Origin of the sequence: Streptomyces malaysiense, from assembly GCF_000980885.2 — a bacterium.
GTDB classification, from domain to species: domain Bacteria; phylum Actinomycetota; class Actinomycetes; order Streptomycetales; family Streptomycetaceae; genus Streptomyces; species Streptomyces malaysiense.
In genome coordinates this window covers 47,655-65,550 of record NZ_LBDA02000034.1, presented here as the reverse complement: position 1 = coordinate 65,550, position 17,896 = coordinate 47,655, and the positions used below count along the sequence as shown (strand labels likewise).

Genomic DNA, 17,896 nt, shown 5'->3' with positions numbered 1-17,896 from the left:
CGCCGGCCGCCGCGCACCGTTCACAACTTCCCGCCCCGCCCGCCGTCCCGCCGCGGCGGCGCGATCAGCGTCGACAGGTACGGCAGTGGCGAGCCGTCCAGCTCCGCCGCCGGGCGCACCGACTCCTCCGGCAGCCCCAGCGCCGAGCCCCACACCGCGTCGTCGAGCCGGCCGGCCCGCGCCAGCGCCCCGGCGACCTCGGCGGCCTGCCGTCCGAACTTGTACGCCACGACCGTTCCCGGCCCGGCCAGCGCCTCCTCCAGCACCGCCGCGCCCGCCGTCACCGGCACCAGCGTCAGCGGCTCGGTGCCCTCGGTCAGCACGGCACCGGAGCGCGCCGCGAGATCCTGCATGGCCGTGATCCCCGGCACGCTCTCCACGACGACCCCGGGCACCAGCTCCGCGATGGTCTGCGCGAGATAGGTGAACGTCGAATAGACGTTCGGGTCCCCGATGGTGGCGAACGCTACCGAGCCGTGCCGCCCCAGCAGCTCCGCGACCCGTGCGCCCGCCGCGTCCCAGGCGGCCTCCCGGCGCCCCCGGTCGGACCGCTCGTTCAGCGCGAACACCACACGGACGATCTTCTCCCCGGACACGTAGTGCGCCACGGTCGCCTCGGCCCGCCCGCGCTCACCGCTGTCCATCACGGGTACGACGACCACCTCGGCCGCCCGCAGCGCGTTGACTCCCTTCACGGTCACCAGCTCCGGGTCCCCGGGGCCGACCCCGACACCGATCAGCCTGCTGCTCATGACGTCCGGCACCTCTCCACGAACCGACGGGCGACACCGGGCTCGGACGCCCAGTGCGTGTGCAGATAGCTCGCGTGCACACCCCGCTGTACAAAACCCTCGACCCGCCGCTCCCGGCCCCGGATCCCCCAGGCGGGCGCGGCACCGGCCCCCGGCTCGACCACGGTGCGATGGAACTCGTGCCCCCGCATCCGGGTCCCGGCGGCGGCCAGCACGCTGTCCCCGACGGCCACGGCGTCGCGGTACCCGAGCGTGAGCCGCCGCGCCATCCGCGCGGTGGCGTCCAGCACCCCGCACATGGGACTGCCGTCCAGCTCCCGGCAGAGATAGAGGAGCCCGGCGCACTCGGCGGCCACCGGGGCCCCGGACAGCGCCAGTTCGGACACGGCCTTCCGCAGCGGCTCGTTGGCGGACAGCTCGGCGGCGTACACCTCGGGGAAGCCGCCGCCGACGACCAGCCCGGCGGTGCCGTCGGGCAGCTCCTCGTCGCGGACCGGATCGAAGGTGACGACCTCGGCCCCGGCGGCGGTGAGGAGTTCGGCGTGCTCCGCGTAGGAGAAGGTGAAGGCGGGGCCGCCGGCGACGGCGATCCTGGGCCTTCTGGCCGGCCGGGACGGGTGCTCCCGGGTGACGGGCGGGCCGGGGGTCCAGCAAGCGCCGTCCCCGGGTACCGGACCCGCGGCCCGCGCCAGCCTCTCCAGCGCGGGCAGGTCGCAGCCGCGGGACACCAGCGCCGCCATCTCCGACACGGCGTCCACCGCGACACCGTGCCGCTCGGCCGCCGGCACCAGCCCCAGGTGCCGGGACGGCGTCTCCACCGGCCGGGCCCGCCGTAGCGCGCCCAGCACCGGCACCCCCACGGACTCCAGCGCCTCCCGCAGCAGCTCCTCGTGCCGTTCGGACCCCACCTTGTTCAGGATCACGCCCCCGATCCGCACCTCCGGATCCCACGACACGAATCCGTGCACCAGCGCCGCCACCGACCGCGACTGCGAGGACGCGTCCACCACCAGCACCACCGGAGCCCCCAGCAGCTTCGCCACCTGCGCGGTGGACGCCAGCTCGCCCTCCCGGGCCGCGCCGTCGTACAGCCCCATCACGCCTTCGACCACGGCGATGTCACACCCCCGCGCCCCGTGCAGGAACAGCGGAGCGATCAGCTCCGGCCCGCACAGGTACGCGTCCAGGTTCCGCCCCGCCCGCCCGGTCGCGAGCGCGTGATACCCGGGGTCGATGTAGTCCGGCCCGACCTTGTGCGGGGACACGGCGAGCCCCCGCGCGGCGAACGCGGCCATCAGCCCCGTGGCCACGGTGGTCTTGCCGCTGCCCGAGGAGGGCGCGGCGACGACCAGCCGGGGCGTCGACGGTGTCACCACTCGATGCCCTTCTGGCCCTTCTGGCCCGCGTCCATGGGGTGCTTGACCTTGGACATGTCGGTGACGAGATCCGCGAGGTCCAGCAGCTTCCGGGGCGCGTTCCGCCCGGTGATCACCACGTGCTGGGTACCGGGACGGCCGCGCAGCACCTCCACGACCTCGTCGGTGTCCACCCAGCCCCAGTGCATCGGATACGCGAACTCGTCGAGGACGTAGAGCCGGTACGCCTCGGCCGCCAGGTCCCGCTTGACCTGCTCCCAGCCCTCCCGCGCCTTCTCCTCGTTGTCCATCTGCGCGTCCCGCTGCACCCAGGACCAGCCCTCGCCCATCTTGTGCCAGTCGACGCTCCCGCCCTCGCCGGAGGCGCCGAGCACGCGCAGCGCGTTCTCCTCGCCGACCTTCCACTTCGCCGACTTGACGAACTGGAACACCCCGATGGGCCACCCCTGGTTCCAGGCCCGCAGCGCGAGCCCGAACGCGGCGGTGGACTTCCCCTTGCCGGCCCCCGTGTGCACCACGACCAGCGGCCGGTTACGACGCTGACGGGTCGTCAGACCGTCGTCCGGCACGACACTCGGCTGTCCCTGCGGCATTACGCTGCCCTCCTCGACGTCCCCTGCACATCCCGCACCAGCCCGGCGATCGAGTCCGCCCGCAGCTCGTCCAACGTGACCGCCGTGCCCGCGAGTTCACCCGCGAGCTGCCCGGCGAGCCCGAGCCGCACCGGCCCCGACTCGCAGTCCACGACGACCGAGGCGACCTTTCCGGCCGCGAACAGCCGTGCCGCCCGTCCCGCGAGCGCGACCGGCTCGGGGCCGCCCGTGGCCCGGCCGTCGGTGACGACGACCACCAGCGCCCGCCGCGCCGGATCGCGCAGCCGCTCCACCCGCAGCACCTCGTGCGCCTTGAGCAGCCCGGCCGCGAGCGGGGTGCGGCCGCCCGTCGGCAGCGACTCCAGCCGCGCCGCGGCCGCGTCGACCGAGGACGTCGGGGGCAGCGCCACGTCCGCGCCGGAACCCCGGAAGGTCACCAGGCCCACCTTGTCCCGCCGCTGGTAGGCGTCGAGCAGCAGCGACAGCACGGCGCCCTTCACCGCGCCCATCCGCTGCCGGGCCGCCATCGACCCCGAGGCGTCCACGACGAACAGCACGAGATTGCCCTCGCGTCCCTCCCGGTCGGCCTGGCGCAGATCGTCCCGGCGGATCACCAGTCCGGGCCCGGACCGGCCGCGCGCCCGCTGGTGCGGCGCCGCCGCCCGCACGGTCGCCGCCAGGTGCAGCTTGGTCAGCGCGCCCCGCGGCCGCCGCGCCCCGGTGGTCCGCCCGTGCTCGGTCCGCGCCCGGGAACGCCGCCCGGCGGCACCCTCCCCGATCCCGGGCACGCTGAGCACCCTGGTCCGGAACGGCTCGGCCGCCCCCACCGGGGACCGCTCGCCCGCGCCGGCGCCGGCCTGCTGCGGCTCCCCGCCCTCACCGGCCTCCGGCGGCGCGGCGCCGTCCCCGCCGCCCTCGGGACCGGACTCGGGCGCCGGCCGCCCGCCGCCACCGGGACCGTCGGGATCGTCGTCGCCTTCCCCGTCCTGCCCGGCGGACCGTTCCAGCGTCTCGTCCAGCTTGTCCTCGTCCAGGCCGGGCGCGTCGAAGGGGTTGCGGCGCCTGCGGTGCGGCAGCGCGAGCAGCGCCGCCTGCCGCACGTCCTCCGCGAGCACGTCCGTCCGCCCCGCCCACGCGGCCAGCGCGGTCGCCGTGCGCGCCATCACGATGTCGGCACGCATGCCGTCCACCTCGAAGGCCGCGCAGGTCGCCGCGATCTGCCGCAGCGCCGCGTCGCCCAGCCGCACCTGCGGCAGCAACTCCCGCGCCGCGACGACACGCCGGCGCACGGCGGCCTCCTCGCCTGCCCAGCGCGCGGCGAACCCGTCGGGATCGTCGTCGTACGCGAGGCGCCGCCTGACGACCTCCACCCGCTGGTCCGGCTCCCGCGAGGCCGCGACCTCCACGGTCAGCCCGAACCGGTCGAGCAGCTGCGGCCGCAGCTCCCCCTCCTCGGGGTTCATGGTCCCGACGAGCAGGAACTTCGAGGCGTGCCGCACCGAGACGCCCTCGCGCTCCACGTAGGAGGCGCCCATCGCCGCCGCGTCCAGCAGCAGGTCGACCAGGTGGTCGTGGAGCAGGTTGACCTCGTCCACGTACAGGATGCCGCGGTGCGCGTCGGCCAGCAGGCCCGGCTCGAAGGCCTTGACGCCCTCGGCGAGCGCCCGCTCGATGTCCAGCGCCCCGACCAGCCGGTCCTCCGCGGCCCCGACGGGCAGCTCGACCATCCGCGCCGCCCGTTCGGTGCCCGGCCCCGCTTCGTGCGGCCCGTCCGGGCACCCCGGGTCCGCGGCCCCGGGATCACAGGAGAACCGGCATCCGGGCACCACGGCCACCTCGGGCAGCAGCGCCGAGAGGGCCCGCACGGCGGTGCTCTTCGCGGTGCCCTTCTCGCCGCGCACCAGCACACCGCCGACCGCCGGGGACACGGCGTTCAGCAGCAGCGCGAGCCGCAGATCGTCCTGGCCGACAACGGCCGTGAAAGGAAAGGGGGTCACTGCTCGTCGCCCTCCAAGTCGCCTTCCAGCTCCAGATAGGTGGCGCGCAGCCGCGCCAGCGTGTCCGCGTCCGGTTCGGCCCACAGGCCCCGGTCCGCCGCCTCCAGGAGCCGCTCCGTGACGCCGCGCAGCGCCCAGGGGTTGGATTTCCTCATGAAGTCCCGGTTCTCCGGGTCGAAGACGTACTCGGCCGACAACTTCTCGTACATCCAGTCGTCGACCACGCCCGCCGTGGCGTCGTACCCGAACAGGTAGTCCACGGTCGCCGCCATCTCGAAGGCGCCCTTGTACCCGTGCCTGCGCATCGCCGCCATCCAGCGCGGGTTGACCACCCGCGCCCGGAACACCCGGTGCGTCTCCTCGCCGAGCGTTCGCGTCCGCACCTGGTCCGGCACCGCCGAGTCGCCCACGTACGCCTCGGGGTTGGCGCCGGTCAGATGGCGCACCATGGCGACCATGCCGCCGTGGTACTGGAAGTAGTCGTCGGCGTCGACCAGGTCGTGCTCGCGGGTGTCGACGTTCTTCGCCGCCACCGCGATCCGCCGGAACGCCGTCTCCATGTCCCCGCGCGCCGCCCGTCCGTCCAGGCCCCGGCCGTACGCGTAGCCGCCCCACACCGCGTACACCTCGGCGAGGTCCGCGTCGCTCCGCCAGTTCCGCGCGTCGATCAGCGGCAGCAGCCCCGCGCCGTACGCGCCCGGCTTGGAGCCGAAGACCCGGGCGGTGGCGCGCCGCCGGTCGCCGTGCCCGGCGGTGTCCTCCTCCACGTGCGCCCGCACGTAGTTGGACCCGGCCGGCTCGGCCAGCGCGGCCACCGCGCGCACCGCGTCGTCGATCAGCCCGATCACGTGCGGGAACGCGTCCCGGAAGAAGCCGGAGATGCGGACCGTGACGTCGATGCGGGGGCGCCCCAGCTCGGCCAGGGGGATCACCTCGAAGCCGGTCACCCGGCGCGAGGCGTCGTCCCACACCGGGCGGCAGCCCAGCAGCGCCAGGATCTCGGCGATGTCGTCGCCCTGGGTGCGCATCGCGGACGTGCCCCAGACCGTCAGTCCGACGGACTTCGGGTACTCGCCGGTGTCGGCCAGGTACCGCCGCACCAGCGAGTCCGCGAGCGACTGCCCGACCTCCCAGCTCAGCCGGGACGGAATGGCCTTGGGGTCGACGGAGTAGAAGTTCCGCCCCGTCGGCAGGACGTTCACCAGGCCGCGGGTCGGCGAGCCCGAGGGCCCCGCCGGGACGTAACCGCCCTCCAGCGCCCGCAGGATGTGCCCGATCTCGTCCGTGGTGCGCGCGAGCCGCGGCACGACCTCGTCGCAGGCGAACTCCGACACGGCGACCGCGTCCGAGAGCTCGACGCCCCCGAGCGCCTCCCGCACGATCTCCCGTACGGTCTCGCGCGCCCAGTCCCTCGCCTCCATGCCCTCCGCGATCCGCCGGCACAGCTGCTCCAGCAGGTCGATCGCGTCGGCAGCCGTCCGCGCCGGTCCCGCCACCAGGTCCGTCAGCTCCACCGGCACCTTCACCGGCGCGCCCGGCTCGGCCAGCAACTCCTTCTCCACCAGCCCGAAATGCTCGGCGAGGGCGGCCCGCAGGCCCGGCAGCGCGTTCGCCTGCCCGCCCCACACCTGGGAGGCACGCAGCACGGCGAGGACGAGGTTGACGCGGGGCTCGCCGACCGGGCCGCCGCCCAGGATGTGCAGGCCGTCGCGGATCTGCACGTCCTTGATCTCGCACAGATAGCCGTCGATGTGCATCACGAACTCGTCGAACGCCTCGTCGTCCGGCTGCTCGTCCACATGCAGGTCGTGGTGGAGCTCGGCGGCCTTGACCAGGGTCCAGATCTGGGCGCGGACGGCCGGCGCCTTCGTCGGGTCGAGGTCGGAGACGAGCGCGTACTCGTCCAGCAGCTGTTCCAGCTTGGCGAGGTCGCCGTAGGTGTCGGCGCGGGCCATCGGCGGCACCAGGTGGTCCACGACCGTGGCGTGCCCGCGCCGCTTGGCCTGGGTGCCCTCGCCGGGGTCGTTGACGATGAACGGGTAGACCAGCGGCAGTTCGCCGAGCACCGCGTCCGGCCCGCAGCCGCGCGACAGGCCGAGGCCCTTGCCCGGCAGCCACTCCATGGTGCCGTGCTTGCCCATGTGCACGACGGCGTCCGCGCCGAAGCTGTGGTCCAGCCAGCGGTAGGCCGCCAGGTAGTGGTGGGAGGGCGGCATGTCGGGGTCGTGGTAGATCGCGATCGGGTTCTCGCCGAAGCCGCGCGGCGGCTGGATCATCACCACGACGTTGCCGAACTGCAGGGAGGCGAGCACGATGTCGTCGCCGTCCACGTAGAGGTTGCCCGGCGGCTCGCCCCACGCCTCGGTCATCGCCTCGCGCAGCGCGGGGTCCAGCTGCCCGAACCAGGCCCGGTAGTCGGCCAGCGGGACCCTGGCGGGCGCGGCGGCCAGCTGCTCCTCGGTCAGCCACTCCACGTCGTGGCCGCCCGCCTCGATCAGCCGGTGGATCAGCTCGTCGCCGCCGGAGGGGTACTCGGTGAGCGAGTACCCGGCGTCCCGCAGCGCGTCCAGCACCCGGACCGCCGACGCGGGCGTGTCCAGGCCGACCGCGTTGCCGACCCGGGAGTGCTTGGTCGGGTACGCGGTGAAGACCAGCGCGACGCGTTTGTCCGCGTTCGGCTTGTACCCGAGCCGCGCGTGCCGCACGGCGATCCCGGCCACCCGCGCGGCCCGCTCGGGGTCGGCGACGTACACCGGGACCTCGTCGGGTCCCTGCTCCTTGAAGGAGAACGGCACGGTGATCAGCCGGCCGTCGAACTCCGGGATGGCGACCTGCATCGCCGCGTCCATGGGGGACAGGGCGGCGTCCGACCCGTCCCAGGCGGTGCGCGAGGAAGTCAGGCAGAGCCCTTGCAGCACGGGGATGTCGAGGTCGGCCAGCGCACCGATGTCCCAGGACTCCTCGTCCGCCGGTCTCCCGCCACCACCCTCGACGGAGGTGCTTCGCACCACTGGATCCTTTCCGCCCGCCGACGCCAGGGAGGCATGCGTGCCGCCGGCCGCGAGCACGGTGGCCACCAGCGCGTCGGCCCGGCCCAGCAGCTCGTACAGCCCGGCGTCCGCGCCGCGCAGCGAACCGCAGTACACGGGCAGGGCGTTGGCGCCCCGCGCCTCGATCGCCGAGCACAGGGTGTCCACGAAGGCGGTGTTGCCGCTGAGTTCATGGGCGCGGTAGAAGAGCACGCCCACCGTGGGGCGGCCCTCCCGGACCTCGTACGCGCCGTGCACGCCGAACTCCGGCATCCGGCGCGGCTCCTCGAAGCCCTCACCGGTCAGCAGCACGGTGTCGGACAGGAACCGGGACAGCTCGCGCAGGTTGTCCGGGCCGCCCTCGACCAGGTAGCGCAGCGCCTCCGCCACGACCCCGGCGGGCACGGTCGACTCGGCCATCAGCTCCGCGTCCGGCACCGACTCGCCGCCCAGCAGGACCGCCGGGACACCGGACGCCTTCAGCGCGGCCAGCCCGTCCTCCCAGGCGCGCTTCCCGCCGAGGAGCCGTACGACGGCGAGGTCCGCGTCCGCCAGCAGCCGCGGCAGTTCCCCGGCGACGTCGACCCGGGTGGGGTTGCCGATCAGATAGCCGGCGTCACAGGCCCGTGCCGCCAGCAGATCCGTGTCGGCGGTGGACAACAACAACACTGTGCTCATGCGGGCGCTCCCGGTGGGATGAAGGGCAGTCCTCGCGGCGCGCCGGACTCGATGAGCCGCCACAGCGCGTCCGTGTCCGCGTGCTGTTCGATCAGGTCGCCGAGCCGGTCGAGCTGCTCCTCGCGCAGCGCGGCGAAGGAGGTGTCCGGCGCGGGCACGAAGCGGCGGCCCGCGGCGGCGGCCACCTCGTGCAGAAAGGCCCGGCGGAAGCCGTCCGACTCCAGCGAGCCGTGCCAGTGCGTGCCCCAGGTCGCGCCCACCCGGCAGCCGTCCAGGAAGGCTTCGCCTCCGGTGACCCGGGCGACGCCGTGGTGGATCTCGTACCCCTCGACCGGCTCGCCGAGGGCCTGCCCGGACGGCCGGGTGAGGGTCTTCTCGCGGGCGAACCGCACCCGCACGGGCAGCAGTCCGAGCCCGGGGACCGCGCCGGCCCGCGACTCCACCTCGTCCTCGATGTGCTCGCCGAGGATCTGGAAGCCGCCGCAGACGCCGAGCACGGGCCGGCCTTCGGCGGCCCTGCGGGCCAGCGCCTCGGCGAGGCCGCGCTCGCGCAGCCACCGCAGCGCCCGGACGGTTCCCCGGGTGCCGGGGACGACGGCCAGGTCCGCGTCGGCCAGCTCTTCCGGGCGGTCCACGAACCGCACCACGACGCCGGGTTCGGCGGCCAGCGCGTCCACGTCGGTGAAGTTGGACATCAGCGGGATCGCGCACACGGCGACGCGCAGCACGTCCGCGCCGAGCGGGGGAGCGACGGCCGACTCCCGCACCGCGCCCCGCAGGGAGACACGCAGGCCGTCCTCCTCGTCGATCCCGAGCCCGTGCCGGAACGGCAGCACGCCGTACGCCGGCCGTCCGGTGAGGCCCTCGAGCATCTCCAGGCCGGGCTCCAGCAGCGAGACGTCGCCGCGGAACTTGTTCACCAGGAATCCGGCGACCAGCTCCTGGTCCTCGGGCGAGAGCAGTGCGAGGGTGCCGAAGAAGGAGGCGAAGACGCCGCCGCGGTCGATGTCGCCGACGACGAGCACGGGCAGCCGGGCGCCGCGCGCGATCCCCATGTTGACGATGTCGGTGCGGCGCAGGTTGATCTCGGCCGGGCTGCCCGCGCCCTCGCAGATCACCGCGTCGTACTGCCCGCGCAGCTCGGCCAGGCAGTCCAGGACCGTGCCGAGCAGCGCCGGCCGGCGCCCGCCGTGGTAGCCGCGCGCGCTCATCTCGCCCACCGGCTTGCCCAGCAGCACCACCTGGCTGCTCTGTTCGCCGCCCGGCTTGAGCAGCACGGGGTTCATCAGCGCGGTCGGTTCGATCCGGCACGCCTGGGCCTGCATGGCCTGGGCCCGCCCGATCTCGGCGCCCTCACGGGTCACGAAGGAGTTGAGGGACATGTTCTGCGCCTTGAAGGGCGCGACCTTCACGCCCTGGCGCACCAGCCACCGGCAGATCCCCGCCGTCACGACGCTCTTGCCGGCGTCGGAGGTGGTGCCGGCGACGAGCAGACCACCGTTCACTTCCCTTGTCCTTTCCGCCCGTTGACACAGCTGACCAGGAGGCGCGCGGCGACCGTGGTGCCGAGCGCGAGCAGGCCGACACGGCGGGAGAGCCGTACCGCCCGCCCGATGTCGGGGACCCGTACGGCCCGTCCGGTCGTGCCGTTGAGCACGGGACGGTGCTCGACGCGCCCGCCGTAGGAGAGGGTGCCGCCCAGGCGTACCCCGAGGGCGCCCGCGAAGGATGCCTCCACGGGACCGGCGTTGGGGCTGGGATGCCGGCGGGCGTCCGCGCGCCACGCCCGTACGGCACCGCGCGGGTCGGGCCCGGCCGCGGCGGCGAGGACGGCGGTCAGCCGGGCCCCCGGCCAGCCGGCCACGTCGTCCAGGCGCGCGGACGCCCAGCCGAAGCGGCGGTACCTGGCGGACCTGTGGCCCACCATCGCGTCCAGGGTGTTGACCGCCCTGAAGCCCAGCAGCCCCGGCACCCCGGCGGCCGCGCCCCACACCAGGGCGCCCACGACCGCGTCGGAGGTGTTCTCGGCGACCGACTCGACCACGGCCCGCGCGATGCCGTCGGCGTCCAGTGCCTGCGGGTCCCGGCCGCACAGATGCGGCAGCCGGGCGCGGGCCGCCTCGATGTCCCCGGCCGACAGGGCGGTCCCGACGGCGTCCGCCTCCCGGGCGAGGGAGGTGCCGCCGACGACGGCCCAGGCGGCCGCGGCGGTCAGGGCGGCGGAGGCGGCGGGGGAGGGGCGCACAAAGCCCGCGGCGAGCGCTCCGAGCGCGACGGCGCCACCGGCACACAGGGTGGTGTGCAGCGCGCCCCAGCCGCGGTGGTCGTGCCACAACGCGCCCTCAACAGCGGCGGCCGCCCGCCCGAACGCGGCGACCGGATGCCCGCGGCGTGGATCGCCGAGGAGGAGGTCGCCGAGAAGCCCGGCGGCGGCGCCGTACGCGTAACTGCGATCGGCGGCCATCGGCTCAGCCGGCCGTGGTCACCGCGACAGTGGTCCTGGTACTGGTACTTGGGCAGCCGAGCATGGCGTCGTGTCCTCACTCAGGGTGTCCGCGCCCTGGTTCGACGTGATCCGGCGGCGAGAGTTCCTGGCTCCCCGGGGGTTCTTCCCCGGTGACAGTGGCGGGACCGCGCCGGATTCGCACCGGCTTCCTCTCCTGCTGCCGTACATGGCGTGGGCAGTCCACCACGCTCCCGGAACGGCCGTCAACTTGCCGTTGACCTGCGGGAGTGTGCAGATTCCCACACCACGACGGGTGGCCGGGCATGCGAAAGGCCCCCCTGCCGCGGGCGCGGAGGGGAGCCTTGGGGCCTGTCGGCTCAGGACTTGGAGACGATCAGGAGGATGCCGTACGCCACCGCCGCCGCGCAGGCCGCGAAGCAGACGTAGGCACCGGTGACGGCGAGCGTGGCGGATCCGCCCTCGGCCGCGGCCTTCTCACGCCGGGCCAGGCCGTTGACGCCGAGGGTGAACAGGACCACCAGGCCCACGGTGAACACGAGGCTGACGCCGAAGACGGAGCCGATGGCCGCCCAGTCGATCTTCATGGGGATGCTTCCTTGTGAACGGGGCTCGGGTCAGACGGTGGCGGCCGGCGGGGCCGTGGAGGCGGCGGGGGCCGTCGCTTCGGCGGCCGAGGCCGGTGCGGGGGCCGGGATGGTGGCCGTCAGGTCCTCGGTGATCGCGCCCGCGGGCGGGGGGCTCACCGCGGCGATGGCGGTGGTCACCACGCCGGACGGCTCCGCGGCGGGCTCGGCGACCACGTTGGTGTGGTCGATGACCTCGCGCCGGGACAGCCGGTAGATCCAGCCGCTCGCGGCGACCAGGAAGACGGCGACCGCGGCGGTGCCCCAGTCACCCAGTTCGGTGACGGCCTCGGCGCCCGCGCCGACCAGTGCGGCGGCCGGCAGGGTGAGCACCCAGGCGACGGTCATCCGGGTCGCGGTGGACCAGCGGACCACACCGCCCTTGCGGCCGAGACCCGAACCCATCACGGCGCCGGAGACGACGTGGGTGGTGGAGAGCGAGAAGCCGAGGTGCGAGGAGGCCAGGATGGCGGTCGCGGCGCTGGTCTGCGCGGCGAAGCCCTGACGGGGCTCCAGATCGGTCAGGCCCGTGCCCATGGTGCGGATGATGCGCCAGCCGCCGATGTAGGTGCCGAGCGCGATGGCCAGGCCCGCGGAGAGGATCACCCAGGTGGGAGGGTTGGAGCCGGGAGCGATGGCGCCGCCCGCGATCAGCGCGAGGGTGATGACGCCCATCGTCTTCTGCGCGTCGTTGGTGCCGTGCGCGAGGGAGACCAGCGCGGCGGAGGCGACCTGGCCGGCGCGGAAGCCCTTGCGGGTCGCCTCGCCCTCCGTTTTGGTGCCGGCGCCGTAGGAGAGCCGGGTGGCCACCAGCGCGGCGACACCCGCCACGACCGGCGCGGCGACCGCGGGCAGCAGCACCTTGGTGACCAGCACACCACCGTGCACGGCGCCGAATCCGGCGGAGGCGACGGCGGCGCCGATCAGACCGCCCATCAGGGCGTGCGAGGAACTGGAAGGCAGGCCCACCAGCCAGGTCAGCAGGTTCCAGAGGATCGCGCCGACCAGGGCGGCGAAGATGACCTCGGGGCGGATGCCGCTCTCGTCGACGAGTCCCTTGGAGATCGTGTTGGCGACCTCCACGGAGAGGAAGGCGCCCACCAGGTTGAGGGCGGCGGACATGGCTACCGCGAGCTTCGGCTTCATCGCGCCGGTGGAGATGGTGGTCGCCATCGCGTTCGCGGTGTCGTGGAAACCGTTCGTGAAATCAAACGCGAGTGCGGTAACCACCACAATCGCGAGGATCAGCGAGAAGCTTTCCATTTACCCAGACAATCATTCGAGGTCGTTGTCCGGATGAACGTAGGCAACCTGGGTGAACGGAAGATGAACTGGGGCGGGCACAGGGGTGTCCGCATCGGGGGTGTGAGGCTCCGCTTCCGCTTCCGGAACCGGGCGTGCCCGTGCGCCCCTTGGGTCACCAGCCCGCGGCGAAGGCCCGCAGCCCGCCGGCGCCGCCGTGGAAGAGATTCTGGTCACCCGGCAGCCGGCCCGAGGTGGCGTACTGCCAGAAGGTCCAGTACCGCCAGCCGCCGGGCAGCGTGCCCGGCCCCGAGGTGCCGTGGCGGGCGATCCACAGGGGGTGGCGGGAGGCGAAGGCGTGGCTGTCCCCGGTGCACTGCCGCCACCACTGGGTGGTGGTGTAGATCACGGGGCGGCGGCCGGTCTCGCGCACCATCTCGTCGCTGAACGACCAGATCCAGGCCGTCATGCGCTTCCAGCCCAGTCCGTAGCACTTGTGCTTGGCGCTGTACGGGTTGTACTCGATGTCCAGTGCGGGCGGCAGCGTCCGGCCGTCGGGTTGCCAGACCCCGCCGTGCGCCACGAAGTACCGGGCCTGCGCGGCGCCGGAGGATCTGTTCGGCAGCGCGAAGTGGTAGGCGCCGCGGATCAGTCCGGCGTCGCGCGCGCCGTCGTACTGCCGGCGGAAGTAGGGGTTGCGGTAGTCCGTGGACTCGGTCGCCTTGACGTAGGCGAAGCGTGCCCCGCGGGCCCGTGCGTCCGGCCAGTCCACCTTCCTCTGGTGGGACGACACGTCGTGCCCCACGGGCCGGCCCGCGGCCAGGTCCCGGGGGTCGGCCGCGGTGGTGGCGGCGCAGGTGAGGAGGAGGGCCGCCGTGGTCGCCGCGAGGGCACCGGCGCGGCGGCGGAGGTGGGTGCGGTCACGGGCCATGGCCGGCTCTCCGGGGGGTGGCGGACGACCAGGTCGCCCGGCGGGCAAGGAGGGCTCATTCAAGGGCCGGTGATCGCTGAAGCAGTGGATATTTTTGGCGTTTGGCCTTATATACACCCTTTTGGTGGCGTGGGAGTTCGGACAGAAGTGCGGCGACCGGCCGCCTGGAGTACGGGCGGCTGGCAGGATCGCGGGCATGACCTCCAAGCTGCGGGAGACGGGCGGAGAAGTGGGCGAGGAAGCGGCGGAGCGGTGGGCGGCGCTGGTGGCGACGGCGCGGCGGAGCGTCGCCGACGGGCTGGTCGTCGGCACCTCCGGCAATGTCTCCGCGCGCGTCGGCGACGTGGTGCTGGTCACCCCGTCGGGCGTGCCCTACGACCGGCTCACCCCGGACGACATCACCGGCGTCGACCTCACCGGCCGTCAGGTGCTCGGGACGCTGGTGCCGACCAGTGAGCTGCCCATGCACCTCGCCGTCTACCGCAGCACCGACGCGCGCGCGATCGTCCACACCCACGCCGTGCACGCCACCGCGGTCTCCACGCTGGTGTCCGAGCTGCCGCTGGTCCACTACATGGCCGCCGCCCTCGGCGGACCGGTGCGCGTCGCCCCGTACGCCGCCTACGGCACCGACGAGCTGGCCGGACACATGTTGCGGGCCCTCGCCGGCCGTTCCGGGTGCCTCCTGCGGAACCACGGCACCCTCACCTACGGCGCCACCCTCGACCAGGCGTACGACCGCACCGCCCAGCTGGAGTGGATGTGCCGCCTCTGGCTGACCGCCTCCTCGGTGCCGGGGCTCACCCCGTCCCTGCTGACGGAGGCACAACTCGCCGAAGTCGGGGAACGCCTGAAGGGGTACGGCCAACGGAGGTGACCCGTGTCCCGCGGTTCCCCGATCGGCTCCCCGGTCCGCGACCTGGCCCCGGCCCTCGGCCTCTCCCTCCCCTCGCTCGTCTCACCCCGGCCCGCCTCTCCGCTGGCCGGGCGCCGCACCCCCCGTGACACTGGTGCCGTGCGCCCCCTCAGAGCTACCGCCGCCACGGTCACCGCCGTCGTGGCCGCCGGCGTGGCATCCGTGGCCGCCGGGCGGCTCGCCAGTGACGTCGCGCTGAAGGCGACCGGCGGCCGGCCGCTGCCCACCGAGCCGCGGCTCACCGTGCACGGCACCGCGGCCGGCCAGATCACGCTCACCCGGGACCTGGCCTCGCTGCGCCCCGGCGTCTACGGCCTCGCGGGCGACGGCTCGCACGCGGTCGTGGGGCCCGTCCTGGAGACGGCACGGCACACCGCCGACACCGTCGTCCGCCGCCTGGACCGCGTGACGCACGGCACCCTCGCGCCCGGTGACCCCGTCCGGCTCACCCCCGGCCTGTACGTCGGCGACCCGCGCACCGCGCTCGGCCTCGACCACGCCGACGTGCACGTGCCCGGCGAACTCGGCTCGCTGCCCGCCTGGTTCCTGCCCGGCGGCCGGGACACCTGGGTGATCGCCGTGCACGGCCTGGGCGCCACCCGCGAGCACACCATGAACGTGCTGAACTTCCTGCACGGTCGCCGGCTTCCGGTTCTGGCCCTCGCCTACCGCGGCGACCCCGGCGCGCCCCGCCCCGCGGACGGCCTGAATCACCTCGGCGAGACCGAGTGGCGCGACGTGGACGCGGCGATCCGCTACGCCGTGCACCACGGCGCCCGCCGCGTCGTCCTGCTCGGCTGGTCCACCGGCGCCACCATGGCGCTGCGCGCCGCCGAGCACTCCGCCGTGCGCCGGCACGTCGCCGGGCTGATCCTCGACTCGCCGGTGCTCAGCTGGGAGGCCACGCTGCGCGCCCTCGCCCGTGCCCGGCACACCCCCGCCCCGCTGCTGCCGCTCGCGGTCCGCGCCGCCGAGGGCCGCGCCGGCCTGCACGCCGAGCGGATCGCCGAGATCACCGACCCCGAGCGGCTCGCCGTTCCCACCCTGATCATCCACGGCCCCGGCGACCGGGTCGCCCCCTGGGAGTTCTCCCGGCTGCTCGCCGCCCGCCGCCCCGACCGCATCGCCCTGCACACCGTGCCGAACGCCCCGCACGCGGCGATGTGGAATCCGGCCCCCACGGCCTACGAGGAGCGGCTGCGGCGCTTCCTGACCCCGCTGATGTGACGGCGCGCGCCGGAGCCACCGGGCGCACCGTGAACGGCCGGGGCCGTTCCGGTTGTGAGCGCGCGGCTGGCTGAAAAACGCCTGCCAACCCGCCGTGGAGCGCTGTGCGTCGGCCGGTCCCGTCGCCCGCCGTGACATTCCGTTTGGGTTTTCGGACCGTCAACCGGAAGACTGCCCCTGTGACGTCCCGTATCCCGCGCGACTCCAGGCTCCGACTCGTCCGACCTCGACCCCTGGCCGCCGCCCCCGCAGCTGTGAACCAGCGGCGCACGCGCCGCCCCGCACCCCGGCCGCCCGAGGGCACACCCGCGGCCGCCGAGCTGGCCAAAATGGCCCGCGCCGGGCTGGCCGGCGCGGTCCGCGTCGCCCGCTGGGCGGACAGCGCCCTGGGCCCCGGCCGTGACGCCGCCACCGCCGACGGCAAGGCCACCCTCTCCGCCGCCACCGCCGGCCGCGCGGCCGCCGACCTCGGGCTCACCCCCGAGCAGATCCGTGCCGACTGGGACACCGCACGCCTGGCCGGACTGGTCGAGGTGCACGGCGGCAGCGCGCGCCCCGGCTGGCGGCTGCGCGCCTGGGACCGGGACGACAGCGCCGTGCTGCGCGGCTGGGTCGCCCTCTTCGACGCCTGGTCGCTCGCCCTGCCCGAACCCGAGGGGCACGAGCCGGCCGTCGTCGCGGAGGCCGTCTCCGCCATGCCGCAGGTGCTCTCCTTCCTTCAGCTGTCCGCCGGACCCGTCCCTGTCGAACAACTGCTCGACCTGCTCCAGCAGCGGGTCACCGAGCTGCGCACCGAGCGCTGCGAGGTCAGCTACGACCCCGGCACGGAACCCCCGGTCGAGGCCGCCGCCGAGCCCGCCGAGGCCCCGGACGCCTCGCCCGGCTCCCTCGCGCCGCTCCTCGGCTGGGCGCTGGACGCCCTCGCCACCGTCGGCGCCCTGACCTGCGGCGCCGGCCAGGCCACCCTCACCCCGCTGGGCAGCTGGGCGGTCTGGGTCAAGCTGGAGCAGATCTGCGTGGCCGCGCAGAGCCCGGCCGGCAACATCGAGCAGTCCGCCGAGGACATGCTGCGCGGCTGCGCCCAGCTGCGCCCCAACGCGGCCCGCGCCGAGTACCGGGCCTGGCTCGCCGCCCGCACCGTCGGCAGCGCCGTCAGTGAACTGATCGACGCCGCGCGCGGCGAGGACGCCCTGCTGCGGGGGCTGGCCTTCGAGGCGCTGCGCGTGGTCGGCGCCCCCGCCGAGCCCGACGTGCGCGCCGTCGTGGACGAGCCGGCGCTGCGGCCGTACGCCCTGCTGTGGCTGGCCGAGCACGACGGCCTCGACCCGGAGGACGCCCACGAGGTGCTCACCCGGGAGGAGGCCACCTGGCTCTGGGTGGACACCGCCGCGGCCGTCGCCGACCACGGCGAGGCGCCGATGCTGGTCCGGCACCTGGAGTCCGCGGTGCAGCCCACCGTGCCCAGGCTGCTCGACGAGGTCCGCGCCGTCGGCCACCCGCGCACCGTGCAGGTCCTGGTCGCCCTCGCCGCCGCCCACCCCGACCCGGCCCTCGCCAAGGCCGTGCGCCGGGCCGCGTTCCAGGTGCACACCGGCGGGTGACGGGCACGCGCCCGCCGGGGGCGGTTCAGACGCCGATGTCCGGCGCGTACGTCCCGAAGCTCCAGACGTTGCCCTCGACGTCCCGGGCCAGATAGTCCCGTGCGCCGTAGTCCTGGTCCGTCGGGGGCGCGAGGATCTCCACGCCGTGCGCCGCGGCCCGCCGGTGGTGGGCGTCCACGTCGTCCACCACCACGTGGACCCCGGCGGGCCCCGCGTGCCGCATCGCCGTGTCGAAGGGGCCACCGCGGCCCTTCGAGGCGATCATCACCGCGCCGTTGCCCTGGACCAGCTCGGCGTGCAGCACCTTGCCGTCGGCCGCCTCGTACACGGTCAGCTCGGTGAAGCCGAGGCCCTGCGTGAGCTGCCGGATCGCCGCCTTCGCGTCCGTGTACAGCAGTGTGGGGCAGATGCCCGGCCGTCCCCCGCCCATCGGTGCCATGCAGATCACTCCTCCCGGGGCTCCC

At 74.6% G+C, this 17,896-nt stretch carries 14 protein-coding genes and 1 riboswitch; of the genes, 3 read left to right on the top strand and 11 right to left on the bottom strand.

Features of this window, described 5'->3' with window-relative positions:
• Positions 1 to 20: 20 nt before the first annotated feature.
• The 10 genes from cobI to VT52_RS15530 form a co-directional block, all read right to left on the bottom strand.
• Positions 21 to 752 carry a precorrin-2 C(20)-methyltransferase gene (cobI, locus tag VT52_RS15575; protein ID WP_107481348.1) on the bottom strand — a complete coding sequence of 244 codons (732 nt, stop codon included), beginning with the start codon at positions 750 to 752 and terminating at the stop codon, positions 21 to 23.
• On the bottom strand, positions 749 to 2,128 hold the full coding sequence (locus tag VT52_RS15570; protein WP_046417044.1) for a cobyrinic acid a,c-diamide synthase CobB: 1,380 nt from the start codon (positions 2,126 to 2,128) through the stop codon (positions 749 to 751). Before VT52_RS15570 ends, cobI begins: the two co-directional genes overlap by 4 nt.
• Positions 2,122 to 2,721: a cob(I)yrinic acid a,c-diamide adenosyltransferase gene (gene cobO, locus VT52_RS15565; protein ID WP_046417043.1), complete on the bottom strand. Its 600-nt coding sequence runs from the start codon at positions 2,719 to 2,721 to the stop codon at positions 2,122 to 2,124. Before cobO ends, VT52_RS15570 begins: the two co-directional genes overlap by 7 nt.
• Entirely contained in the window at positions 2,721 to 4,718 is a 1,998-nt protein-coding gene (locus VT52_RS15560) for a putative cobaltochelatase (RefSeq protein WP_046417041.1), read from the bottom strand. Before VT52_RS15560 ends, cobO begins: the two co-directional genes overlap by 1 nt.
• Positions 4,715 to 8,425, bottom strand: coding sequence for a cobaltochelatase subunit CobN (gene cobN / locus VT52_RS15555; RefSeq protein WP_107481345.1), 3,711 nt, complete (start codon positions 8,423 to 8,425; stop codon positions 4,715 to 4,717). The genes VT52_RS15560 and cobN overlap by 4 nt, the downstream gene beginning before the upstream one ends.
• Entirely contained in the window at positions 8,422 to 9,930 is a 1,509-nt protein-coding gene (locus VT52_RS15550) for a cobyric acid synthase (protein WP_046417039.1), read from the bottom strand. The genes cobN and VT52_RS15550 overlap by 4 nt, the downstream gene beginning before the upstream one ends.
• Positions 9,927 to 10,889: a cobalamin biosynthesis protein gene (locus tag VT52_RS15545; protein ID WP_046417037.1), complete on the bottom strand. Its 963-nt coding sequence runs from the start codon at positions 10,887 to 10,889 to the stop codon at positions 9,927 to 9,929. The genes VT52_RS15550 and VT52_RS15545 overlap by 4 nt, the downstream gene beginning before the upstream one ends.
• A 99-nt stretch (positions 10,890 to 10,988) precedes the next feature.
• Positions 10,989 to 11,131, bottom strand: a riboswitch (cobalamin riboswitch).
• Between the two features lie 117 nt (positions 11,132 to 11,248).
• The gene (locus VT52_RS15540) at positions 11,249 to 11,476 is read right to left on the bottom strand and encodes a hypothetical protein (protein WP_046417035.1); all 228 of its coding nucleotides are present in this window, start codon (positions 11,474 to 11,476) and stop codon (positions 11,249 to 11,251) included.
• A gap of 30 nt (positions 11,477 to 11,506) precedes the next feature.
• Entirely contained in the window at positions 11,507 to 12,778 is a 1,272-nt protein-coding gene (locus VT52_RS15535) for an inorganic phosphate transporter (RefSeq protein WP_046417034.1), read from the bottom strand.
• 154 nt (positions 12,779 to 12,932) lie between these two features.
• Positions 12,933 to 13,688, bottom strand: a complete 756-nt coding sequence (locus VT52_RS15530; protein ID WP_046417033.1) for a lysozyme — start codon at positions 13,686 to 13,688, stop codon at positions 12,933 to 12,935.
• Between the two features lie 196 nt (positions 13,689 to 13,884).
• On the opposite strand from VT52_RS15530, the gene VT52_RS15525 reads away from it, so the two are divergent.
• The 3 genes from VT52_RS15525 to VT52_RS15515 all read left to right on the top strand — a co-directional run bounded on the left by VT52_RS15525 (position 13,885) and on the right by VT52_RS15515 (position 17,432).
• Positions 13,885 to 14,565, top strand: a complete 681-nt coding sequence (locus tag VT52_RS15525) for a class II aldolase/adducin family protein (RefSeq protein ID WP_046417030.1) — start codon at positions 13,885 to 13,887, stop codon at positions 14,563 to 14,565.
• A 138-nt stretch (positions 14,566 to 14,703) separates the two neighbouring features.
• Entirely contained in the window at positions 14,704 to 15,831 is a 1,128-nt protein-coding gene (locus VT52_RS15520) for an alpha/beta hydrolase (RefSeq protein ID WP_046417134.1), read from the top strand.
• A gap of 179 nt (positions 15,832 to 16,010) precedes the next feature.
• Positions 16,011 to 17,432: a hypothetical protein gene (locus VT52_RS15515; RefSeq protein WP_206306522.1), complete on the top strand. Its 1,422-nt coding sequence runs from the start codon at positions 16,011 to 16,013 to the stop codon at positions 17,430 to 17,432.
• Positions 17,433 to 17,457: 25 nt separating this feature from the next.
• On the opposite strand, the gene VT52_RS15510 is transcribed toward VT52_RS15515, so the two are convergent.
• On the bottom strand, positions 17,458 to 17,871 hold the full coding sequence (locus tag VT52_RS15510; protein ID WP_046417027.1) for a VOC family protein: 414 nt from the start codon (positions 17,869 to 17,871) through the stop codon (positions 17,458 to 17,460).
• Positions 17,872 to 17,896: the final 25 nt, after the last annotated feature.